The sequence below is a fragment of the Pseudomonas sp. TSRC2-2 genome (assembly GCF_049897785.1).
In the GTDB taxonomy this organism is placed as follows: domain Bacteria; phylum Pseudomonadota; class Gammaproteobacteria; order Pseudomonadales; family Pseudomonadaceae; genus Aquipseudomonas.
Genome location: NZ_JAFCWZ010000005.1, coordinates 217,081 through 240,769, shown reverse-complemented (window position 1 = coordinate 240,769; position 23,689 = coordinate 217,081). Strand labels below are relative to the sequence as shown.

Sequence of the window (23,689 nt, the reverse complement as noted above, 5' to 3'; positions counted from 1 at the left end):
ACAAGACGTTCGGGCGAGTGCCAGACAGTAAAAAAACCTCACTGCGCGGCGATAAGCGCAGTGAGGTCGTACGGATCAGATGTCCCAGATCAGGTTGATCGCGAAGTTGCGTCCCGGTTGGGTCAGTCGATCAAGGTTGGCCGGTTGCGTCACCGAAGCTTCGCCGACGCTGTCGTAACCGCGCACGTCATCCCACAGCCAGTATTTCTTGTCGCTCAGGTTGTAGATGCCGCCGCTGACGGTGACGTCGTCGCTGACTTTGTAATAGCCGGCCAGGTCGAGAACGCCGAAGCCCGGGCTCTTGAACTGGCTGCTGACGCCGTCCGGGGACTTGAAGTTGCTGTCGTCGACGCGGTCCTTTTTCTTCACCACTGTCCAGCTCAGCAGGCCGCCGTAGTTGTCCTGGTCGTAACCGAGGCCGAACACGCCGGTCAGCGGGTTGACGCTGTTGATCGGCTCGCCGGTGTCATTGTTGCGCCCGTAGGCGTAGGCGATCGAACCCTGGGTGTACAGGCCTTGCGGCGCGCCGAACGCATCCAGGTTCAAGCGTCCTTTGACTTCCGCGCCCTTGATGGTGGCGCGCTTGATGTTGTTGCTCTGGAACTTCAACTGATCGTCGCCCGGCTTGACCGCGTCCTCATTGATGAAGTCGCGGTACTTGTTATAGAACACTGCGACGTCGAAGGAACCCTGCTCGAAGTTGCCACGCAGGCCGGTTTCGAAGCCTTTGCTTTTCTCCGGCTCAAGGCCGGAATTTGGCGCAACGGTGTAGCCGGTGACGCTGTTTTCGAAACGCCCGTAAAGCGCTTTGGCCGTGGGCGTACGGAAACCCTCGGCGTACTGGCCGTACCAGGTGTAATTCTCCGTCAGGGCATAGGTCAGGCCGAATTTCGGCGAGACTTTGTGCCAGGTCTTGTTCTTGTCGCTGACCGTACCTTTGCCGTCGGCGTTCACGGTGTTGAGGAATTGCTGGGTGATGTGCGGCTTGAGCTGGGTGTAGTCGTAGCGCAGGCCCGGCAGGAAGGTCCAGTCGTTCCAACTGATCTGGTCCTGAGCGAACAGGCTGTAAGTGTTGATGGTCGGATCGGGGAAATCGCTGGCCTTGGCCAATACATCGGCCGCACTGGTCGCGCCAATCGCCCTGCAGCCAGCACCGACCGCCAGGCATTTACCATCGCCGCTGCGTGAACCGGTGACTTTCTGCTGCTTGATGGTGGTGCCGTAGGTCAGCAGGTGATCGGTGTCACCGATGGCGAAAGCCTTGTCGAGTTGCGCGTCGAACACCCACTGTTTTTCTTCGTAGAGTGTGTCGCGAGTACGCAATACCTGACGGATCACCGGGTAGTAATACTCTTCGGTGCTCTGGTCGGTTTTGGCGATCTGGTGGTTGAGGCTCCACTTCACGTTGTCGACGAGCAGACTGTCGAGAGCGAAGGCGTGTTCGATGCCGAAGCGTTCGCGGGTGACGGTGTCGTTACCGGTGCGCCACTGATACATGCCGCCTGGCAGCATGCTGGTCGGAATAGTCGGGCCGCCGTCGGCGTACGGTCCGCCGTACGCGCTTTTCTGATCGGTGTCGCGATCCTCCTTGTACTTTTCGTAGGTCAGGCCAAGGCGCGAATCGTCGTTGTAGTTCCAGCCGAGCTTGGCCAGGACGTTGGTCGCGCGCACATCTTCCGGGTTGGCGGCGGTACGTTCCAGACCGGTACCGTTGTTGCCGCCGAAGGATTCGGTTTCGTGACCGTCGCGCTGGCTGTAATGCAGCAAACCGTCGAACTCACCGCTGCGCCCGGCGACGGTGGCGGATTTCAGCCAGCTGTCATCGGCAGAGCTGTAACCACTTTTCAGACGTGCGCCGACGTCCTTGCCCGGCTTGATGATGTCGTCGGCGTCCAGCGTGTAATAGCTGACTGCGCCGCCGATGGCGTTGCTGCCGTACAGCACCGAAGCCGGGCCACGGAGGATTTCCACGCGTTTGACGATTTCCGGGTCGACGTAATTGCGCTGGCTCTTGGCGTACGGGCCGCTGAAGAAACCGTGGGGGATTTCCACGCCATCAACCTGGGTCAGGATGCGGTCGCCGTCGATACCGCGAATGTTGTAGCCGCTGATGCCGCCGCGCTGACCGGCGCCGCCAACGGAAACACCCGGTTCATAGCGCACCAGATCCTTGATGGTGTTGACGTTGTTGCGGTCGAGTTCTTGGCGATCATGCACGCTGACCGTCGAAGGCACGCTGTTGACCGACTGCTCCTGGCGGGTGGCGCTGATGGTCACCTGATCCAGATTCAACGTGCCGCTGCCGTTGCGTTTTTCCAGCACGACATTGTTGTTGCTCAGCTTGCGAAAGCTCAGGTTGGTCCCCACCAACAGGCGCTCGAGGGCTTTTTCCGGCGGCAGCGAACCACGCACGCCCGGCGACGAAACGTTCCGGCCCAATTCTGCCGGCAAGCCGACCTGCCAACCGGTCACAGCGGTGAAGGCATTCAGCGCGGAAACCAGCGGTTGCTGATTGATGGCGAACGCGTAATCGCCCATGTGGCGCGCCGGTTGCTCGGTAGCCGCCAGCAGCGGTGCGGTGCCGGCCATGAGGATGGCCGCCGTCAGCAGCGAGAGGACGCGGGAAGGGGAAGCGGTCTGGCGGGTAAGGCGTGAGGACATCGATAGCGCTCCGTGTCGCACGAATCTTTATAGGTGCTGATCGGCATGATTAGATGCGAATCAATTGCATTGGCTATAACGAGACGAACTGCGGTTGGCTATCGAGTAAAAATAATTCTCATTTAGTTCAGTATCACCAGCGCGGGGAATTCCTGCAGGCGCGCCGAGGTGATATGGGCGAGGGAACGGATCACATCGAGCGGCTGGTCGAGACGGTAATTGCCAGTGACGGCAACGTCGGCCAGTTGCTCGTTGTTGTTGATGATCCAGCCCGGGTAGTAGCGGCGCAGCTCGGCCAGCACCTGATTCAGCGGACAGTTCTCGAAGACCAGGCGGCCCTCAACCCAGGCCAGATTGGCGTTGACGTCGAGCTTGGCCGGGCGATCAAAGCCGTTGGGGCCGATGCGGATACTTTCCCCGGCGCGCAGGCGCACGCGGGCATCGTCGTGGGTAGCGCGCAGATCGACATCGCCGCGCTGCACGTTGACCTGCGCGACGCCGTCCAGATAACGCACGGCGAATGCGGTGTCATGAACGCTGGCGGTTACCGGGCCGGCGTCGATCTCCAAAGGTTGATTGCGCCCGCCGGCTATTTCGAAAAACGCTTCGCCCTGAAACAACCGGGCCACGCGTTGCTGATCGTTGATGGTGCTGGAAAAAGCCGAATTGGTGTTGAGCAGAACCTTCGAGCCGTCTTCCAGTTGCAGGCGCTGGCGTTCGCCGACCACGGTCAGATGATCGGCCTGCAGGCGCATCGGCAGGTTGCTGAAGCTGAACAGGCCGAGCACCAGCACCGCCGCCGTGGCCAGCGGTTTCCAGTGCGGGCGCAGGCGTTGGAGAAAGCTGACTCTCGCCGGTTTTGCCGCCAGGGCTTCGGCGCACAGCGCAACCTGCGGGCCGTCCCAGATGGCCTGAGCCTTGGCGAACGCTTCGGCATTCAACGGATCAGCCGCCAGCCAGGCATGAAATTGCCGAGTCTGTTCCTCGTCCGGGCTGCCGAGCACGATGAGCCAGTCCAGCGCCTGGTCCATTGCAGCTGCAGCGTCCCGCGCCGGATCAGGCGAAGGCGAGCGATGGGTGTCCGTCACGGTGTTTCCTCAGGGCTTCTGGCGAAGCAGTTTCCAGCTTCAGGCTGCCAGCTGCAAGCCGGATGCTTTGCTGCTTTTTGTTTTTACTTGCTTGCAGCTCAAAGCTTGCCGCTGCTGTTATGTCGTTCGGCAACGCCGATGCAGATCGACATGATCAGTTTCAATTCTTTCTGCACAGTGCTCAGTGAAACATGCAGTTCATCAGCGATTTCCTGATAGCTGTGCCCGTGCAGGCGGCTGAGGATGAAGATCTGCTGTTGGCGCGGGCTGAGTTGACTGAGGCTCACGTTCAGGCGCTCCAGCAGTTGTTCCGCGTGGGCGGCGTCTTCGGCGCTGCTGGCCGGCGCGGCGATGCTTTGCACCACCTCTTGCGGCACGTCATCGACCATGGTCCGCGCGTGAATCCTGCGCGCACGCAAATGGTCCAGCGCCAGATTGCGCGCGGTCTGGAAAACAAAGGGTTCAAGGTGATCAATGGTCCGCTCGCTCAACGCCCGGGTCACGCGCAGGTAGGTCTCCTGCAACAGGTCTTCAGCGGTGCTGTGATTGTTGACCATCCGTTCCAGCGTGCGCAGCAGGGAAGTGCGCTGGGCGAGGAAGACGTGGTTGAAGCGCAGTTGACTCACGGGAGGACCTGATCCATTTCGAGCGAATGATAATGCTTATCATCCAGCTGAATGGTCAAGTGCTGATTTGTCAGAGAACGGTAAGCTCAGGATCGAACCGGCGCCCTGTAGGAGCTGCCGCAGGCTGCGATCTTTTGCTCTTGTTTTTAGAAAGTCAAAAGCAAAGATCGCAGCCTGCGGCAGCTCCTACAGGGATGTGCCTCAAATTAAGGAGCGCCCGCTTATTCCGCGTTACACAACGCCAGGCAGTTATCCAGCATGCGGTTGGAGAAGCCCCATTCGTTGTCATACCAGGCCAGCACTTTGAGCAACTTGCCGCTGACTTTGGTGTGGTTGGCGTCGAAGATCGACGACAGCGGGTTGTGGTTGAAGTCGCTGGAAACCAGCGGCAACGTGTTGTAACCCAAAATTTTCGAATGCTGGCTCGCCGCTTTCAGCAACGCGTTGACTTCGTCGGCGCTGGCTTCTTTCTTCAGTTGCACGGTGAGGTCGACCAGCGACACGTTGATCACCGGGACGCGCACAGCCATGCCGGTCAGTTTACCGGCCAGTTCCGGCAGTACCAGGCCTACCGCCTCGGCCGCGCCGGTCTTGCTCGGGATCATGTTCTGCGTGGCGGAACGGGCGCGGTACGGGTCGCTGTGATAGACGTCGGTGAGATTCTGGTCGTTGGTGTAGGCGTGGATGGTGGTCATCAGACCGCTTTCGATCCCCAGCTCGCGATGCAGCACTTGCGCCACTGGCGCGAGGCAGTTGGTGGTGCACGACGCGTTGGAAATGATCTGGTGCGACTGGCGCAGGATGTCGTGGTTGACGCCGTAGACCACGGTGGCGTCGGCGCCTTTGGCCGGGGCCGAGATAATCACTTTGCGCGCGCCGGCGCTGATATGCGCGGCAGCCTTGGCACGGTCGGTGAACAGACCGGTACATTCGAACACCACATCAATCTTTTCCGCCGCCCAAGGCAGGTCGGCCGGGTTGCGAATGGCGCTGACCGCGATGCGGTCGCCATTGACCGTCAGGCTTTCATTATCGTGCGCTACTTCGGCGTCGAAAGTGCCATGGACGGTGTCGTATTTGAGCAGGTGGGCATTGATCGAACTGTCACCCAGATCGTTGATCGCGACGATCTGCAGGTCTTGACGATAGCCTTGGGTATACAGTGCGCGCAGGACATTACGGCCGATGCGGCCAAAACCATTGATTGCGATTCGAAGAGTCATGGAACAGCGCCGCCGTCGTTTTGTTGTTGGAATTACAAGATTATTCGCATAAAAATAGAAAACAAGCCTTTTTAATGGCAATATTTTGTTTTATCTACAACGAGTGACCTGAATCAACTGGTCCGAATGGTCAAAAAAACCGTCTGTCATTCCAACCACAACGGCGTTTGATCAGCATAGACAATCAGGTCGCCACATCCGTTAGCCTGGAGTTCTACACATGCATCCCCGCGTTCTTGAGGTCACCGAACGGCTTATCGCCCGCAGCCGCGCCACGCGTCAGGCTTACCTTGCATTGATTCGCGGCGCCGCCACCGACGGGCCGATGCGCGGCAAGCTGCAGTGCGCCAACTTCGCCCACGGCGTGGCCGGTTGCGGCACTGAAGACAAGCACAGCCTGCGGATGATGAACTCGGCGAACATCGCCATTGTGTCTTCGTATAACGACATGCTTTCGGCGCACCAGCCGTACGAAGTGTTCCCCCAACAGATCAAGAACGCCCTGCGCGAGATCGGCTCGGTCGGCCAGTTCGCTGGTGGCACCCCGGCGATGTGCGACGGCGTGACCCAGGGCGAGCCGGGCATGGAACTGAGCCTGCCGAGCCGCGAAGTGATTGCCATGTCGACTGCGGTGGCGCTGTCGCACAATATGTTCGACGGTGCGCTGATGCTCGGCATCTGCGACAAGATCGTGCCGGGGCTGATGATGGGCTCGTTGCGCTTCGGTCATCTGCCGACCATTTTCGTCCCGGGCGGGCCGATGGTTTCGGGGATTTCCAACAAGGAAAAAGCCGACGTCCGCCAGAAATACGCCGAAGGCAAGGCAACCCGCGAAGAGCTGCTGGAATCGGAGATGAAGTCCTACCACAGCCCGGGCACCTGCACCTTCTACGGCACCGCCAACACCAACCAGTTGCTGATGGAAGTCATGGGCCTGCACTTGCCGGGCGCCTCTTTCGTCAACCCGAACACGCCGCTGCGCGACGCCCTGACCCGCGAAGCCGCGCATCAGGTCACGCGCCTGACCAAGCAGAATGGCAACTTCATGCCGATCGGCGAAATCGTCGACGAGAAGGCGCTGGTCAACTCCATCGTTGCCCTGCACGCCACCGGCGGCTCGACCAACCACACCCTGCATATGCCCGCGATCGCCATGGCCGCAGGCATCCAACTGACCTGGCAGGACATGGCCGACCTCTCCGAAGTCGTCCCGACCCTGAGCCACGTCTACCCGAACGGCAAAGCTGACATCAACCACTTCCAGGCCGCGGGCGGCATGTCGTTCCTGATCCGCGAACTGCTCGGCGCCGGCCTGCTGCATGAAGACGTCAACACCGTGCTCGGCCACGGTTTGAGCAAATACACCAAAGAACCGTTCCTTGATAACGGTGAGCTGGTCTGGCGCGAAGGCCCGACCGACAGCCTCGACGAAAACATTCTGCGTCCGGTGTCCCGTGCGTTTTCGCAAGAGGGCGGCTTGCGGGTGATGGAAGGCAACCTCGGTCGCGGCGTGATGAAAGTTTCGGCGGTGGCACTGGAAAACCAGATCGTCGAAGCACCGGCGATGGTGTTCCAGGATCAGCAGGATCTGGCCGATGCGTTCAAGGCCGGTCTGCTGGAAAAGGATTTCGTCGCGGTGATGCGCTTCCAGGGCCCGCGCTCCAACGGCATGCCCGAGCTGCACAAGATGACGCCGTTCCTTGGCGTGTTGCAGGATCGCGGCTTCAAAGTGGCGCTGGTGACTGACGGGCGCATGTCCGGCGCGTCGGGGAAAATCCCCGCAGCGATTCACGTCAGCCCGGAAGCTTATGTCGGTGGCGCTTTGGCGCGCGTGCAAGAGGGCGATATCATCCGCGTCGATGGCGTCAAAGGCACCTTGGAACTGAAGGTCGACGCCGCCGAATTTGCAGCGCGCGAACCCGCCAAGGGCCTGTTGGGCAACAACATTGGCAGCGGCCGCGAGCTGTTTGGCTTCATGCGCATGGCCTTCAGCTCGGCGGAGCAGGGCGCCAGCGCCTTCACTTCTGCCCTGGAGACGCTTAATTGAAACTGGCTTTGGTCGGTGACATCGGAGGCACCAACGCGCGGTTCGCGTTGTGGCAAAACCAGCAACTGCAATCGGTTCAGGTGCTGGCCACAGCCGACTTTGCCAGCCCGGAAGAGGCAATCGCTCTGTACCTGAGCGGGCTCGGTCTGGCGCCGGGCTCGATCGGCTCGGTGTGCCTGTCGGTGGCAGGTCCGGTGAGCGGCGATGAATTCAAATTCACCAACAATCACTGGCGGCTCAGTCGCAGCGCGTTCTGCAAGACCTTGCAGGTCGAGCAGTTGTTGCTGACCAACGACTTCTCGGCGATGGCGCTGGGCATGACCCGCTTGCAGCCCGGCGAATTCCGCGTTGTCTGCGAAGGCACGCCGGAGGCGTTGCGCCCGGCGGTGGTGATCGGCCCGGGCACCGGCCTGGGGGTTGGCACCCTGCTCGACCTCGGCGAAGGTCGCTTCGCGGCATTGCCGGGCGAGGGCGGCCACGTCGACCTGCCGCTGAGCAGCCCGCGCGAAACGCAGCTGTGGCAACACATCTACAACGAGATCGGCCATGTCAGCGCGGAAACTGCGTTGAGCGGCGGCGGCCTGCCTCGGCTGTACCGGGCGATCTGTGCGGTGGATGGCCATGAGCCGACCCTCGACACGCCGGAAGCGATTACCGCGGCCGGTCTGGCGGGCGATCCGATTGCCCTCGAAGTGCTCGAGCAGTTCTGCTGCTGGCTCGGTCGCGTTGCCGGCAACAACGTGCTCACCACCGGCGCGCGCGGCGGGGTGTTTATTGTCGGCGGGGTGATTCCACGCTTCGCCGATTTTTTCCTCGAAAGCGGCTTTGCCCGCTGTTTCGCCGACAAGGGCTGCATGAGCGATTACTTCAAAGGCATCCCGGTGTGGCTGGTGACGGCGCCGTACTCCGGCCTAATGGGCGCGGGTGTGGCTCTGGATCAGGCAATCCGGGCCTGAAATACGGTCTGAATTGTGGGAGCGGGCTTGCTCGCGAAAGCGGTGCGTCAGAGACATTCAAGGTGCCTGACACACCGCGTTCGCGAGCAAGCCCGCTCCCACAGTGGTTTTGTGGTGTTTGTAAAATCAGCGCTTAAGGCATAATCCGCCCCAACTCCAACAACAAGGATGCCTTCGAAGTGAGCTCAGTCAACAAGTCGATATTGTTGGTCGATGACGACCAGGAAATACGCGAGTTGCTGGAAACCTACCTGACCCGCGCCGGGTTTCAGGTGCGGGCCACCGCCGATGGCGCCGGTTTTCGTCAGGCGCTCAACGAGGCGCCGAGCGATCTGGTGATTCTCGACGTCATGCTGCCCGACGAAGACGGCTTCAGCCTGTGCCGCTGGGTGCGCCAACATCCGCGTCAGGCGCAGGTGCCGATCATCATGCTGACCGCCAGCTCCGACGAGGCCGACCGGGTGATCGGTCTGGAGCTCGGTGCTGACGATTACCTTGGCAAACCGTTCAGCCCGCGTGAACTGCAAGCGCGGATCAAGGCCCTGCTGCGCCGCGCACAGTTCGCACACGAACGCAGCGGCAGCGAAGTGCTGGTCTTCGACGACTGGCGCCTGGACACGGTCAGTCATCGGCTGTTCCACACCGACGGCGAGGAAGTGATCCTCTCCGGTGCCGATTTCGCCCTGCTGAAATTGTTTCTCGACCACCCGCAGCAAATCCTCGACCGGGACACCATCGGCAACGCCACCCGTGGCCGCGATCTGATGCCGCTTGATCGCATCGTCGACATGGCCGTCAGCCGTTTGCGCCAGCGCCTGCGCGACACCGAAAAACCGCCACGGCTGATCCGTACCGTGCGTGGCAGCGGTTATCAGTTGGCAGCCAATGTGGTTGCCGGCAATGCTCACTGAGTCGCTGCGCAAGTTCGTCAGGCGCATTCCGGTCCCGCGTTCCCTGCTCGGGCGGATGTTACTGCTGACCCTGTTGGCGGTGCTGTTCGCGCAGACGCTGTCGAGCGTGATCTGGGTCTCGCAACTGCGCGCGACGCAGCTGGAAGGTCTGGTCACCAGCGCCCGCAGCCTGGCGCATTCGATGACCGCCAGCGTCAGCTATTTTCGCTCCCTGCCGGTGGCCTACCGGCCGCTGGTACTCGATCAATTGCGCAGCATGGGCGGCACCCGATTTGTCGTGACACTGAATGACAAACCGCTGGGCATGGACGTGCTGCCGGTGACGCCGCGTAAAGCAGCGGTGATGCAAGCGGTGGATGAAGTGCTGCGCCAGACCCTCGGCCATGACACGGATATTTCGGTGACCTTCGTCAGCCCCGAAGACCTGCGGATTTTCAACGCCGGGCTGAAACTTGATGAATTGCCGCGCTCGTGGGCGCATTACGCGCTGACGCTCGAGCCGGTCAATCCGCCGGTACTGGTGACGCAGATTCAAATGGCCCCGGGGGAATGGCTGTACATCGCCTCGCTGCTGCCGGAGCCCTACACCAGTCTGGAAGAGCAAGGCCTGCCAGCGCAGCAGGTGTGGTTTATCGTCCTGACCAGCGGCTTTCTGTTGTTGTTCATCGGTTTGCTGGTGCACTGGCAGAGCCGGCCGCTCAAGCGTCTGGCGCGAGCAGCGCGGGATCTGTCGCTGGGCGCCGACGTTGAACCCGTCGCCGAGGGTGGCGGTAGTGAAGTGGTCGAAGTGGGCCGTGCGTTCAACACCATGCGCGAACGCATCAGCCGTTACCTGACCGAGCGCAGCCAGTTGTTCAGCGCGATTTCCCATGACCTGCGCACGCCGATCACGCGCTTGCGCTTGCGCGTCGAACTGCTCGAAGACGAAACGCTGCAAGCCAAGTTCGGCCGTGATCTGGATGAGCTGGAGCTGCTGGTCAAAGGCGCGCTGCAATGCGTGAAAGACACCGACATCCACGAGAACATCGAGCCGGTGGATCTCAACCATGTGCTCGATTGTCTGGTCGAGCCGTACCTGGCGCCGAATGGCAATGGCCGCGTCACTCAGCATGGCCGCGCGCTGTCGGCCTATCCGGGCAAACCGCTGGCGCTCAAGCGCTGCATCGGAAACTTGATCGACAATGCCTTGAAATACGGACAGAACGCGCATCTGCACATCGATGACGATGACAGCGCGTTTGTTTTGCATGTCGACGATGAGGGGCCGGGCGTGCCGCAGCAACGGTTGGAGCAAGTGTTCGAACCGCACTTCCGCCTGGCGGGGCAGCAGCAGGGCTATGGGTTGGGCCTTGGCATTGCGCGCAATATTGCCCATAGCCATGGCGGCGAAGTGACGTTGCAGAACCTGCGTGAGGGTGGGTTGCGGGTGACCCTGCAGTTGCCGCGCAGCGCTGATTAGTTAGATCGCGGTATCGTTCTTCGCGAGCAAGCCCGCTCCCACATTCGCCCGCACTCCGCCTGATGGAATGCAATCGAGTGTGGGAGCGGGCTTGCTCGCGAAGGCGTCAGATGCATCAATACAAATGTCACGGGTCAGTGACAAACCCCGTCCCCTTCGTTACAAGCCCACCCCGGCCTGTTGTTTAGACTGCCCGCAGTCCTAACAACAAAAAAGGGTCATTGCATGGACACCTTTCACCCAGACTTCAGCAGTTGGCTGAATGCCCCTGCCCACCAGCAATGGCTCGCCGCCGAAGGCCTGCGTCTGCTGGACTTTGCCAAGGCTGCGAAACTGCCCGAAGGCTTCGGCAATCTCGACGAACGCGGCCATCTGCCGGCGCACGCGCAAGCCGAAACCATGAACACCGCGCGAATGACCCACAGCTTCGCCATGGCCCATATCCAGGGCCTGCCAGGGTTTGCCGAACTGGTCGATCACGGCATCGCCGCCCTGCGCGGGCCGCTGCGTGATGCGCTGCACGGCGGCTGGTTCGCAGTTGCCGGGCATCGCGATGGCAACACTGGCAAGAACGCCTATCTGCATGCCTTTGTCGCACTCGCCGCCAGTTCCGCCGTGGTCGCACAACGGCCCGATGCCCAAGCCTTGCTCGATGACGCGATCGACATTATCGACACGTATTTCTGGAGCGAAGAAGAGGGCGCCATGCGCGAATTCTTCAACCAGGACTGGAGCGAAGAAGAAGCCTACCGCGGCGCCAACAGCAACATGCACGCCACTGAAGCTTTCCTTGCGCTGGCAGATGTCACCGAAGACCCACGCTGGCTGGTGCGCGCCCAGCGCATCGTCGAGCGAGTGATTCACGGCCACGCTGCGGCCAATGATTACAGGGTCATCGAACACTTCGATCGTGACTGGCAGCCGCTGCGCGAGTACAACCAGGATAATCCTGCCGACGGTTTCCGTCCGTACGGCACCACGCCGGGCCATGGTTTCGAATGGGCCCGATTGCTGCTGCATCTTGAAGCAGCACGGGTGCAGGCCGGCATGCTCACACCGGGCTGGTTGGCCATTGATGCGCAGAAACTGTTCGACAACAATTGCCGCCACGGCTGGAACGTCGATGGCGCGCCAGGCATCGTCTACACCCTCGACTGGGATAACCAGGCCGTCGTCCGCCATCGCCTGCACTGGACGCATGCCGAAGCCAGCGCCGCCGCCAGCGCTTTGCTCAAACGCACCGGCGATGCGCAGTACGAAACCTGGTACCGACTGTTCTGGGAATTCTGTGAGACGAATTTCATCGACCGCTGCAACGGCAGCTGGCATCACGAACTCGATCCGCAAAACCAGCCAAGTGCCGATATCTGGCCGGGCAAGCCTGACCTGTATCACGCCTGGCAAGCGGTACTGATTCCACGATTGCCACTGGCACCGAGCATGGCCACGGCTTTGGCGCAATTATCCTGCGGCAGTCCTGTGTAACCATGTCGTGACATTTACGCGTCCCTTCGTTACCTGCGAACGGAAACGCTCTGTTTAAACTCCGTGCAGCGCAAGCACCAGACTTGCAATGCATAACAACAAGAAAGGTACATCTCGAATGAATGCGATTTCTCGCCTCGCTACTGTCATTTCTGTCGCCTCCCTGTTCCCGCTCGCAATCCTGCCGCTCAGTGTTTCCGCTGCCGAATCCAAAGGTTCGGTCGAAGTCGTGCACTGGTGGACCTCCGGTGGCGAAAAAGCCGCCGTCGATGTGCTCAAGGCCCAAGTCGAAAAAGACGGTTTCACCTGGAAGGATGGCGCTGTCGCCGGTGGTGGCGGTGCGACTGCCATGACCGTGCTGAAAAGCCGTGCCGTTGCCGGTAACCCGCCGGGCGTTGCGCAAATCAAAGGCCCGGATATCCAGGAATGGGCGTCGACCGGCCTGCTCGACACCGACGTGTTGAAAGACGTCGCCAAGTCGGAAAAATGGGACAGCCTGCTCGACAAGAAAGTCTCAGACACCGTGAAGTACGACGGTGATTACGTGGCGGTTCCGGTGAACATTCACCGTGTGAACTGGCTGTGGATCAACCCGGAAGTCTTCAAGAAAGCCGGGATCACCAAGAATCCAACCACCCTCGAAGAGTTCTACGCAGCCGGCGACAAGCTGAAAGCTGCGGGCTTCATTCCGCTGGCTCACGGCGGTCAGCCTTGGCAGGACAGCACCGTGTTCGAAGCCGTGGTGCTTTCGGTCATGGGTGTCGACGGCTACAAGAAAGCCTTGGTCGACCTCGACAACAAAGCGCTGACCGGCCCGGAAATGGTCAAGGCACTCACTGAGCTCAAGAAAGTCGCGACCTACATGGACGCTGACGGCAAAGGCCAGGACTGGAACCTCGAAGCGGCCAAGGTCATCAACGGCAAGGCCGGCATGCAGATCATGGGTGACTGGGCCAAGTCCGAATGGACCGCCGCCAAGAAAGTCGCCGGCAAGGACTACGAGTGCGTAGCGTTCCCGGGCACCGACAAGGCGTTCACCTACAACATCGACTCGCTGGCCGTGTTCAAGCAAAAGGACGCGGGCACTGCGGCCGGCCAGCAAGACATCGCCAAAGTCGTGCTGGGTGAGAACTTCCAGAAGGTCTTCAGCATCAACAAAGGCTCGATCCCGGTGCGCAACGACATGTTGAACAACATGGACAAGCTCGGCTTCGATTCCTGCGCACAGACCGCTGCCAAGGACTTCCTCGCGGACGCCAAGTCCGGCGGCCTGCAACCAAGCATGGCGCACAACATGGCGACCACGCTGGCGGTGCAGGGCGCGTTCTTTGATGTGGTGACCAACTACATCAACGACCCGAAAGCCGACCCGGCCGATGCAGCGAAGAAACTCGGCGCGGCGGTGCAGTCAGCTAAATAAGCATCAACACCGCGGCCCTTGTGGGAGCGAGCAAGCTCACTCCCACAAGGGGAGTGCGTGTGAATTTTCTATCTTCGTACTGGATTTCCCCATGAGTTCTGTTGCTGTGTTCAGCAAGGCCTCGCCGTTCGATGCATTGCAGCGCTGGCTACCGAAACTGGTGCTGGCGCCGAGCATGTTCATCGTGCTGGTGGGCTTCTATGGCTACATCCTTTGGACGTTCATTCTGTCGTTCACCACCTCGACCTTCCTGCCCAACTACAAATGGGCCGGTCTGGCGCAATACGCGCGGTTGTTCGACAACGATCGCTGGTGGGTGGCGAGCAAGAACCTCGCCGTGTTCGGCGGCATGTTCATCGGCATCACGTTGGTAATCGGTGTGTTGCTGGCAGTGTTTCTCGACCAGCGCATCCGTCGCGAAGGCTTTATCCGCACCATTTACCTGTACCCGATGGCGCTCTCGATGATCGTTACCGGTACCGCATGGAAATGGCTGCTCAACCCGGGCATGGGCCTGGACAAATTGTTGCGTGACTGGGGCTGGGAAGGCTTCCGTCTCGACTGGCTGATCGACCCCGATCGCGTGGTCTACTGCCTGGTGATCGCCGCTGTGTGGCAAGCCTCGGGCTTCATCATGGCGATGTTCCTCGCCGGCCTGCGTGGCGTTGATCAGTCGATCATTCGTGCCGCGCAGATCGACGGCGCGAGCATGCCGCGCATCTACTGGAAAGTGGTGCTGCCAAGCCTGCGTCCGGTGTTCTTCAGTGCGGTAATGATTCTGGCGCACATTGCGATCAAGAGCTTCGACCTGGTTGCTGCGATGACCGCCGGTGGCCCGGGTTATTCCTCCGACCTGCCAGCGATGTTCATGTATTCGTTCACCTTCAGTCGCGGCCAGATGGGCATGGGCTCGGCCAGTGCGATTCTGATGCTCGGTGCGATCCTCGCGATCATCGTGCCTTACCTGTATTCCGAGCTGAGGACCAAGCGCAATGACTAGTCTCGCTGCCAAACCTGCGATCAGCTTCAGCCGCATCGCGATCTACGCGGTGCTGATTTTCGCGGTGATTCTGTATCTGGTACCGCTGGTGGTCATGTTGCTCACCAGCTTCAAGACCCCCGAGGACATCAGCACCGGCAACCTGCTGAGCTGGCCGACCGTGGTCAGCGGCATCGGCTGGGTCAAGGCCTGGGCCACGGTTGACGGCTACTTCTGGAACTCGATCAAGATCACCGTTCCGGCCGTGATCATCTCCACCGCCATCGGTGCGTTGAACGGTTATGTGCTGTCGATGTGGCGCTTTCGTGGTTCGCAGTTGTTCTTCGGTCTGCTGCTGTTCGGCTGCTTCCTGCCGTTCCAGACCGTGCTGCTGCCGGCCTCGTTCACCCTCGGCAAGATGGGCCTGGCGAGCACCACCACCGGCCTGGTGTTCGTGCACGTGGTTTACGGCCTGGCGTTCACCACGCTGTTCTTCCGCAACTACTACGTGAGCATTCCCGATGCGCTGGTCAAGGCTGCGCGTCTGGACGGTGCCGGTTTCTTCACGATCTTCCGCCGCATCATCCTGCCAATGTCGACGCCGATCATCATGGTCTGCCTGATCTGGCAGTTCACCCAGATCTGGAACGACTTCCTCTTCGGTGTGGTGTTCTCCAGCGGTGATTCGCAACCGATCACCGTGGCGCTGAACAACCTGGTCAACACCAGTACCGGCGCCAAGGAATACAACGTGGACATGGCAGCGGCGATGATCGCCGGCTTGCCGACCCTGCTGGTCTATGTGGTCGCAGGCAAGTATTTCGTGCGCGGGCTGACGGCCGGCGCGGTCAAGGGGTAATCATGGCTACGCTTGAACTTCGCAACGTAAACAAGACCTACGGGGCCGGCCTGCCGGACACCCTGAAGAACATCGAACTGTCGATCAAGGACGGCGAATTCCTGATCCTCGTCGGCCCGTCGGGTTGCGGCAAATCGACTTTGATGAACTGTATCGCCGGCCTGGAAACCATTACCGGCGGCGCGATCATGATCGGCGATCAGGACGTCAGCGGCATGAGCCCCAAGGATCGTGACATCGCCATGGTGTTCCAGTCTTACGCGCTGTACCCGACCATGAGCGTGCGCGAGAACATCGAGTTCGGTCTGAAGATCCGCAAGATGCCGCAGGCAGCGATCGACGAAGAAGTCGCGCGCGTGGCCAAGCTGCTGCAGATCGAACACTTGCTCAATCGCAAGCCGGGCCAGCTCTCCGGCGGGCAGCAACAGCGCGTGGCGATGGGCCGTGCGCTGGCGCGGCGGCCGAAGATCTACCTGTTCGACGAACCGCTGTCCAACCTTGACGCCAAGCTGCGCGTCGAGATGCGTACCGAAATGAAGCTGATGCATCAGCGCTTGAAGACCACCACCGTTTACGTGACCCACGACCAGATCGAAGCGATGACCCTGGGCGATAAAGTCGCGGTGATGAAAGACGGAATCATTCAGCAGTTCGGCACCCCTAAGGATATCTACAACGATCCGGCCAACCTGTTCGTCGCCAGCTTCATCGGCTCGCCGCCGATGAACTTCATTCCGCTGCGCTTGCAGCGCAAGGACGGTCGTTTGCTGGCGCTGCTCGACAGCGGCCAGGCGCGTTGCGAGTTGCCGATGAGCATGCAGGACGCCGGTCTTGAAGACCGCGAAGTGATCCTCGGCCTGCGCCCGGAGCAGATCTGTCTGGCGAACGGCGAGGGCAATGGCCTGCCGAGCATTCGTGCTGAAGTGCAGGTCACCGAACCGACCGGTCCGGACACGTTGGTGTTCGTCAATCTGAATGACACCAAGGTCTGCTGCCGACTGGCGCCAGACGTGGCACCGCAGGTCGGCGAGAGCCTGACGCTGCAGTTCGATCCGTCGAAAGTGTTGTTGTTCGATGCCAATACCGGCGAGCGTCTGGGCGTTGCGGGCCAGGCGCAGGCTGAAATTCGGTCGGCGAATGTGGCGCAGTTCAAAGGCCGCTGAAGAACAAATGTGGGAGCGGGCTTGCTCGCGAATGCGGAGTGTCAGGCAACACATGTATTGACTGACACGACGCCTTCGCGAGCAAGCCCGCTCCCACAAGGGCAAACGCGGTGAATGGCCTGTCATTCGTCGCACTTTATGTAAACCGCGTTAGATAAAAACAGTTAATAACAATAAAGACGAGGATGTAGGGATGAAAAAGAAACACGTCAATGCCCGGTTGATCTGCCAGGTTTCAGCGGCGGCTGCACTGGTGCTGGCTGGTAATGCGATGGCGGCGGATGCCTTCAGCTCCGACTCCAAATGGATGACCGGCGACTGGGGCGGCGAGCGCACCAGGCTGATCGAGCAGGGTATCGACATCAAGGCCGACTACGTTGGCGAGATGGGCGCCAACTTGAACGGTGGCTACAACGACGACAAGACTGCGCGTTACGCTGACCAGTTCGGCCTCGGCGTGGCCCTCGATCTGCAGAAACTGTGGGGCTGGGACAACACCCAGGCGAAGATCCAGCTGACCAATCGTAACGGCTACAACATCTCCAACGACCGCGTTGGCGATCCGCGTGCCGGCACCCTCAGCTCCTCGCAGGAAGTCTACGGCCGTGGCCACATGGTGCGTCTGACCCAACTGTGGATTCAGCACCAGTTCTTCGACAACAAGCTCGACGTCAAGGCCGGTTATTTCGGCGAAGGCGAAGACTTCAACACCTTCCCGTGCGACTTCCAGAACCTGGCGTTCTGCGGTTCGCAAGTCGGTAACTGGGCAACCAACATCTGGTACAACTGGCCCGTCAGCCAGGCCGCGATCCGTGTGAAGTACAACATCAATGACGAGCTCTACGCGCAGATCGGTGCGTACAACCAGAACCCGTCGCAGCTGGAACACGGCAACGGCTTCAAACTCAGCGGCAGCGGCACCAAAGGTACCGTTTTGCCGGTTGAATTGGTCTGGTCGCCGAAGGTCAACAGCCTGCCCGGCGAGTACCGCGTCGGTTACTACAAGAGCACGGCCGATGCCGACGACGTTCGCGAAGACGTCAATGGTTTCGATGCCGCAACCACCGGTGACGACTACAAGTCGCATAACAGCAAACACGGTTACTGGTTCGTCGCCCAACAGCAACTCACCAGCCACAACGGTGATGCGACTCGCGGCCTGAATATTGCGGCCAACGCGACCTTCCACGACAAGGACACCAACTTCATCGACAACTACCAGTCGGTGATGTTTGTCTACAAAGGTCCGTTCGATGCACGTCCGAAAGATGACATCGGTATTGGCGCAGCGCGTATCCACGTCAACAAGGACGTCAAGCGCAATGCCGAATTGCTGAACGCCTCCAACGGTGTATCCGACTACGACAACGCTGCGTTTTCGCCGATTCGTGAGACCGAATACAACTACGAACTCAACTACGGCTTCCACGTCACCAACTGGCTGACCGTACGTCCCAACCTGCAATACATCACCCATCCGGGCGGTGTGGATGAAGTCGATAACGCTTTGGTCGCTGGTCTGAAAATTCAGTCTACGTTCTGACGCGTCTGCGATAAGCTCCTCTCTATGTGCGCATATTTGCGGGCAGCCCAGGCTGTCCGCTTTTTTTTGCAGGGCTGGCGCAGCCCGTAATTTTTGGACCGTGGCCAATGCCTGAGCATCCGCTGCAACGCTTCTTCAAATCCCTGCGTGAGCGACCGGTGTTCGCCTGGGAGCGCTATCAGATGCGCGACGTGTTGGTGATCGATCATCCGCTGTGTCAGGCGGTGTTCAGTCGGCAGGGCGCGCAGTTGCTGCATTTCCAGCCCCGTGGGCAGAAGCCGTGGTTGTGGTGCGCGGCAAAGTGGCCGCATGTCGGAGCGATCCGTGGTGGTGTGCCGGTGTGCTGGCCGTGGTACGGCCGTCACCCGAGCGAAAACGCCTGGCCGTCGCACGGTTGGGCACGGTTGCTTGACTGGAAACTGCTCGACAGCAGCAGCGCCGAGGATGGCGTGCGTCTGCATTGGCGATTGCAGCTGTGCGACTGGCAGGTAGATCTGCACGCGCACTTGGGCGAGCGCATGGAATTACGCCTGAGCACCGAGCATCAGGACGACATGCCATGCCAGTTGAGCCAGGCTTTGCATGCTTATTGGCGTATTGGCGACGTCGGTGAGATAGCGCTGTCTGGGCTCGAAGGCGCGCAGGGTTATGATCAGTTGAATCGCCAGGCTTGCCAGCAGGAAGGTGAATTGCGCGTGGAGGGCGGTTGTCAGCGGGTGTTCCAGCATGACGGCGAATTGCAGCTCAAGGATCACGCCTGGCAGCGCGAGTTGTGCATCGATACCGGCGACAGTGGCGACACCGTCGTGTGGCATCCCGGCGCGCGGCCGTTGCTCGGGGTGAGCTGGGACGAGATTTCCGAGTTCGTCTGCGTAGAAGCAGCGGCGGGTGGCACCGACAGCTTGCACTTGGCGCCGGGGGAGAAGGCGCATTTGAGTTTGCAGGCGTGGGCGGCGGCCTAGTTGGGTGGTGAGTCGGCTGATGCCTTCGCGAGCAAGCTCGCTCCCACACTGGATCTTCAGTGAACACTGAATTTATGTTCGAAACCGATCTTCTGTGGGAGCGGGCTTGCTCGCGAAGAGGGCGGACCAGTCAACCGAGATTCTTGATCAATTGAACTCGTCACCCACCGGGTACCGGCTGGCATTCAAGCTTTCTTTGATCTTGCGCAGGTGCGGCTGGAAATCCACGCCACGGCGTAAAGTCATCCCCGTTGCCAGCACATCCAGCACCGTCAACTGAATGATCCGCGAGGTCATCGGCATATAGATGTCGGTGTCTTCTGGCAGCGGAATGTTCAGGCTCAGGGTGCTGGCCTTGGCCAGCGGCGAATTCTCCGCGGTCAGGCCCAGCACCGAAGCACCGTTCTCCCGGGCGATCCGCGCCACTTCCACCAGCTCACGGGTACGCCCGGTGTAGGAAATGATCACGAACAGCTCACCGGTGTGCGCCACCGAGGCAATCATCCGCTGCATCAGCACATCGGCATGCGCAGTCACCGCGAGGTTGAAGCGGAAGAACTTGTGCTGCGCATCCAGTGCCACCGGGGCTGAAGCGCCGAGGCCGAAGAAGTGGATCTGTCGGGCCTGGATCAACAGGTCGACGGCGCGGCTGATCAGGTTCGGGTCCAGCGCCTGGCAAGCGCTGTCCAGCGAGGCGATGGCGCTGCCGAAAATCTTCTGCGTGTACGCCTCGGGATTGTCATCGGCTTCGACCGCGCGGCTGACATACGCCGCGCCGCTGGCCAGGCTCTGGGCCAATTGCAGCTTGAGTTCGGGGTAACCGCTGACACCGAACGAACGGCAGAAACGGTTGACCGTCGGCTCGCTCACCGAGGCGGCCTGGGCGAGGGCGGCGATGCTGAAGCGGGTGGCCTGCTGCGGGTTGAGCAGGATCACCTCGGCGACCTTACGTTCGGCCTTGTTCAGCTCTGCAAGGCGACTCTGGATCTGTTCCAGTAAATTTCGCACGCGGTCCATATGGAATTCCTGATTCACCGACGCAGAGTTGCGTCGGGCTATGCAAATTGGGCCTTTGATATGGCCCGTGACGGTGGCCTATCCTACTGATGCGTCCGGGCGACCACCACTCGGATTAAGTATTCTGCGAAAATGTTGTGGTTATTACTACATTTTCCCTTGAGTGATGCCTTGAAAAAAGGTATTTGTAGCTTAACTTGATAAAAGAACAAACATCATGCCTTCCATAACGGTTGAACCGTGCACCTTTGCCTTGTTCGGCGCGCTTGGCGATCTGGCCCTGCGCAAGCTGTTTCCTGCCCTTTATCACCTCGATGGCGCCGACCTGTTGCACGAGGACACGCGGATCATCGCGCTGGCCCGTGAGCCCGGCAGCGAGCAGCAACACATGGCGTTCATCGCCGCCGAACTGCGCCGCTACGTCGGCAAAGAGCTGAACGAAACCGTGGCCGAGCGCTTTCTTGCGCGCCTGACCTATCTGCACGTCGACTTTCTCAAGGCCGAAGACTACGTTTCGCTGGCGGAGCTGGCCGGCAGCAGCCAGCGCATGATTGCCTACTTCGCCACCCCGGCGGCGGTGTACGGCGCGATCTGCGAGAATCTGGAAAAAGTCGGTCTGGCCGAGAATACCCGCGTGGTGCTGGAAAAACCGATCGGCTCTGACCTGGAATCGTCGCGCAAGGTCAACGACGCCGTGGCGCAGTTCTTTCCGGAAGACCGCACTTACCGCATCGACCACTACCTGGGCAAGGAAACCGTTCAGAATCTGATCGCCTTGCGGTTCGCCAACAGCCTGTTCGAAACCCAGTGGAACCAGAATTACATCTCCCACGTGGAAATCACCGTGGCCGAGAAGGTCGGCATCGAAGGGCGTTGGGGCTATTTCGACAAGGCCGGCCAACTGCGCGACATGATCCAGAATCACCTGTTGCAGCTGCTCTGCCTGATTGCCATGGACCCGCCGGCCGACCTGTCCGCCGACAGCATCCGTGACGAGAAAGTGAAAGTGCTCAAGGCGCTGGCGCCGATCAGCCCGGAAGGCCTGACCACACAAGTGGTGCGCGGCCAGTACATCGCCGGCCACAGCGAAGGCAAATCCGTCCCGGGTTACCTCGAAGAGCCGAATTCCAATACCCAGAGCGACACCGAAACCTTCGTCGCCCTGCGTGCCGATATTCGCAACTGGCGCTGGGCCGGCGTGCCGTTTTATCTGCGTACCGGCAAGCGCATGCCGCAGAAGCTGTCGCAGATCGTTATTCACTTCAAGGAACCGTCGCACTACATCTTCGCCCCGGAGCAGCGCCTGCAGATCAGCAACAAACTGATCATCCGCCTGCAACCGGACGAAGGCATCTCCTTGCGGGTGATGACCAAAGAGCAGGGCCTGGATAAAGGCATGCAACTGCGCAGCGGGCCGCTGCAACTGAATTTCTCCGACACCTGGCGTAGCGCGCGGATCCCCGATGCCTACGAGCGGTTGTTGCTGGAAGTGATGAACGGCAATCAGAACCTGTTTGTCCGTAAAGATGAAATCGAAGCCGCGTGGAAGTGGTGTGACCAACTGATCGCCGGGTGGAAAAAATCCGGTGACGCGCCCAAGCCGTATGCGGCCGGGTCGTGGGGGCCGATGAGCTCCATCGCACTGATCACGCGGGACGGGAGGTCGTGGTATGGCGATATCTGATGTGCAACTGCCGGCGGGCGTGACTGCTCGCGAATTCAACAGCCCGGTTTTGCTCGCCGAAGGCTTGGCGCTAAACGTTGCCAAGCAACTGAGCGAAGCCATCGCGGCACGCGGTAACGCGGTGCTGGTGGTGTCCGGTGGACGCAGCCCGGTAGCGTTTTTCCAGCACCTGGCCAAGCAGGAACTGGACTGGTCAAAAGTCGTGATCACGCTGGCTGACGAACGCTGGGTGCCGGTGGAACACGCCGACAGCAATGCCGGCCTGCTCAAGCAATATCTGCTCAAAGGCCCGGCGGCCAAGGCGCAGTTCCTCAGCCTCTACAGCGCGGCAGCCAGTGTTGAGCAGGCGGCCGAGCAAGCTGACCGTTTGCTCGCCGAGCTGCCGCCGATTGACGTGCTGGTGCTGGGCATGGGCGACGACGGCCACACCGCGTCGCTGTTCCCCGACAGCCCGAACCTCGCCGAAGCCCTGCAAGCCGATGGCACACGCCGTTGCTGGCCGATGCTGGCGCCCAGCGTGCCACGTCAGCGCCTGACCATGAGCCGCGCGCTGCTGGCCTCGGCCAGGCACAAGATCCTGTCGATTTCCGGTCAATCGAAACTGACCACCCTGAATGCCGCGTTGGCATCCGATGACGTCGCGGCCATGCCGGTGCGCGCGTTTCTGCAACCTACGTTAGAGATCTACTGGTGCCCATGAGCCAAGGAACAGCCGCTATGACAACCCCATCCCCGACCGTTTCCATGGCGGACAAAGTTGCCCTGATCGACAGTCTCTGCGCCAAGGCGCGGATCCTGCCAGTGATCACCATCGCTCGCGAACAGGACGTGCTGCCATTGGCCGACGCCCTGGCCGCCGGTGGCCTGACCGCGCTGGAAGTGACCCTGCGTTCGCAGTTCGGCCTCAAGGCCATTCAGATCCTGCGCGAACAGCGCCCGGAACTGATGACTGGTGCCGGCACCGTACTTGACCGCAACATGCTCGCGGCGGCGGAAGCGGCTGGCTCGCAATTCATCGTCACGCCCGGCATCACCCGCGACCTGCTCGAAGCCAGCGTCGACAGCCCGATCCCGCTGTTGCCGGGCATCAGCAACGCCTCCGGCATCATGGAGGGCTACGGCCTGGGCTATCGCCGCTTCAAGCTGTTCCCGGCGGAAGTCAGTGGTGGCGTGGCGGCAATCAAGGCCCTCGGCGGCCCGTTCGGCGAAGTGAAATTCTGCCCGACTGGCGGCGTCGGCCCGGCCAATATCAAGAGCTACATGGCGCTGAAAAACGTCATGTGCGTGGGCGGTAGCTGGATGCTTGATCCGGAGTGGATCAAGAACGGCGACTGGGCCCGCATTCAGGAATGCACCGCCGAAGCGCTGGCGCTGCTGGACTGATTGTTACCTGACACTTCGTTGTGTGCTGTACGGCTTTATGGTGCGCTTGGTCGGCGCACCTTTTTTTTGCGCTGAAAAAGTGCCGGTACATCTTGCGATACATAGTTACCGCACGCTGGCTTTTTCACGGGGTTAACCTGCGTTCACCTTATGGAAGAGAGAACGCCTCATGGACGACCTTCAGTCTCTGACCCCTACGCCACAATCTCCCTGTCAACCGAAG

Annotated in this window: 19 protein-coding genes; 14 read left to right on the top strand and 5 right to left on the bottom strand. The window is 60.5% G+C overall.

Going from position 1 to position 23,689, the window contains the following annotated elements; all coding sequences use genetic code 11:
• Window positions 1-75 precede the first annotated feature (75 nt).
• The 4 genes from ACP7D9_RS12185 to gap form a co-directional block, all read right to left on the bottom strand.
• Window positions 76-2,661: a TonB-dependent receptor gene (locus ACP7D9_RS12185; protein WP_426157649.1), complete on the bottom strand. Its 2,586-nt coding sequence runs from the start codon at window positions 2,659-2,661 to the stop codon at window positions 76-78.
• Between the two features lie 122 nt (window positions 2,662-2,783).
• Complete coding sequence (locus ACP7D9_RS12180; protein ID WP_426157647.1) at window positions 2,784-3,749, bottom strand: FecR family protein; 966 nt, start codon at window positions 3,747-3,749, stop codon at window positions 2,784-2,786.
• A gap of 98 nt (window positions 3,750-3,847) precedes the next feature.
• Window positions 3,848-4,375 (bottom strand): RNA polymerase sigma factor, encoded by a 528-nt coding sequence (locus ACP7D9_RS12175; protein WP_101155799.1) that lies wholly within the window; start codon window positions 4,373-4,375, stop codon window positions 3,848-3,850.
• Between the two features lie 221 nt (window positions 4,376-4,596).
• A complete protein-coding gene (gene gap / locus ACP7D9_RS12170) occupies window positions 4,597-5,598 on the bottom strand; it encodes a type I glyceraldehyde-3-phosphate dehydrogenase (protein ID WP_016773526.1) in 1,002 nt (333 codons plus the stop codon).
• A gap of 220 nt (window positions 5,599-5,818) precedes the next feature.
• Between gap and edd the strand changes: the two genes are divergently transcribed.
• The 11 genes from edd to ACP7D9_RS12115 all read left to right on the top strand — a co-directional run bounded on the left by edd (window position 5,819) and on the right by ACP7D9_RS12115 (window position 19,382).
• Window positions 5,819-7,645: a phosphogluconate dehydratase gene (gene edd, locus ACP7D9_RS12165; protein ID WP_426157645.1), complete on the top strand. Its 1,827-nt coding sequence runs from the start codon at window positions 5,819-5,821 to the stop codon at window positions 7,643-7,645.
• Window positions 7,642-8,601 carry a glucokinase gene (locus ACP7D9_RS12160; protein ID WP_426157643.1) on the top strand — a complete coding sequence of 320 codons (960 nt, stop codon included), beginning with the start codon at window positions 7,642-7,644 and terminating at the stop codon, window positions 8,599-8,601. Before edd ends, ACP7D9_RS12160 begins: the two co-directional genes overlap by 4 nt.
• Before the next feature lie 179 nt (window positions 8,602-8,780).
• The gene (locus ACP7D9_RS12155) at window positions 8,781-9,512 is read left to right on the top strand and encodes a response regulator (RefSeq protein ID WP_016773529.1); all 732 of its coding nucleotides are present in this window, start codon (window positions 8,781-8,783) and stop codon (window positions 9,510-9,512) included.
• A complete protein-coding gene (locus tag ACP7D9_RS12150; protein WP_101155805.1) occupies window positions 9,502-10,971 on the top strand; it encodes an ATP-binding protein in 1,470 nt (489 codons plus the stop codon). The genes ACP7D9_RS12155 and ACP7D9_RS12150 overlap by 11 nt, the downstream gene beginning before the upstream one ends.
• A 225-nt stretch (window positions 10,972-11,196) precedes the next feature.
• Window positions 11,197-12,456 carry an AGE family epimerase/isomerase gene (locus ACP7D9_RS12145; RefSeq protein WP_426157640.1) on the top strand — a complete coding sequence of 420 codons (1,260 nt, stop codon included), beginning with the start codon at window positions 11,197-11,199 and terminating at the stop codon, window positions 12,454-12,456.
• Between the two features lie 118 nt (window positions 12,457-12,574).
• Window positions 12,575-13,876, top strand: a complete 1,302-nt coding sequence (locus ACP7D9_RS12140) for an ABC transporter substrate-binding protein (RefSeq protein ID WP_090285552.1) — start codon at window positions 12,575-12,577, stop codon at window positions 13,874-13,876.
• A gap of 91 nt (window positions 13,877-13,967) precedes the next feature.
• Complete coding sequence (locus ACP7D9_RS12135; protein ID WP_042607263.1) at window positions 13,968-14,876, top strand: carbohydrate ABC transporter permease; 909 nt, start codon at window positions 13,968-13,970, stop codon at window positions 14,874-14,876.
• Window positions 14,869-15,714: a carbohydrate ABC transporter permease gene (locus ACP7D9_RS12130; RefSeq protein ID WP_090285550.1), complete on the top strand. Its 846-nt coding sequence runs from the start codon at window positions 14,869-14,871 to the stop codon at window positions 15,712-15,714. The genes ACP7D9_RS12135 and ACP7D9_RS12130 overlap by 8 nt, the downstream gene beginning before the upstream one ends.
• Window positions 15,715-15,716: 2 nt before the next feature.
• Entirely contained in the window at window positions 15,717-16,877 is a 1,161-nt protein-coding gene (locus ACP7D9_RS12125; RefSeq protein WP_426157637.1) for an ABC transporter ATP-binding protein, read from the top strand.
• Between the two features lie 193 nt (window positions 16,878-17,070).
• Window positions 17,071-18,420 (top strand): carbohydrate porin, encoded by a 1,350-nt coding sequence (locus ACP7D9_RS12120; RefSeq protein ID WP_101155815.1) that lies wholly within the window; start codon window positions 17,071-17,073, stop codon window positions 18,418-18,420.
• Between the two features lie 107 nt (window positions 18,421-18,527).
• The gene (locus tag ACP7D9_RS12115) at window positions 18,528-19,382 is read left to right on the top strand and encodes a D-hexose-6-phosphate mutarotase (RefSeq protein WP_101155817.1); all 855 of its coding nucleotides are present in this window, start codon (window positions 18,528-18,530) and stop codon (window positions 19,380-19,382) included.
• A 147-nt stretch (window positions 19,383-19,529) separates the two neighbouring features.
• Here the strand turns inward: ACP7D9_RS12115 and ACP7D9_RS12110 are convergent, their stop codons facing one another.
• Window positions 19,530-20,390, bottom strand: coding sequence for a MurR/RpiR family transcriptional regulator (locus tag ACP7D9_RS12110; protein WP_172604568.1), 861 nt, complete (start codon window positions 20,388-20,390; stop codon window positions 19,530-19,532).
• 226 nt (window positions 20,391-20,616) lie between these two features.
• On the opposite strand from ACP7D9_RS12110, the gene zwf reads away from it, so the two are divergent.
• From zwf to ACP7D9_RS12095, 3 genes are read left to right on the top strand one after another with little or no spacing between them, the layout of a single operon-like run.
• Window positions 20,617-22,083: a glucose-6-phosphate dehydrogenase gene (zwf, locus tag ACP7D9_RS12105; RefSeq protein ID WP_101155821.1), complete on the top strand. Its 1,467-nt coding sequence runs from the start codon at window positions 20,617-20,619 to the stop codon at window positions 22,081-22,083.
• The gene (gene pgl, locus ACP7D9_RS12100; protein WP_426157634.1) at window positions 22,070-22,783 is read left to right on the top strand and encodes a 6-phosphogluconolactonase; all 714 of its coding nucleotides are present in this window, start codon (window positions 22,070-22,072) and stop codon (window positions 22,781-22,783) included. Before zwf ends, pgl begins: the two co-directional genes overlap by 14 nt.
• Window positions 22,784-22,800: 17 nt before the next feature.
• On the top strand, window positions 22,801-23,466 hold the full coding sequence (locus ACP7D9_RS12095; RefSeq protein WP_016773539.1) for a bifunctional 4-hydroxy-2-oxoglutarate aldolase/2-dehydro-3-deoxy-phosphogluconate aldolase: 666 nt from the start codon (window positions 22,801-22,803) through the stop codon (window positions 23,464-23,466).
• The last annotated feature ends 223 nt before the right edge of the window (window positions 23,467-23,689 follow it).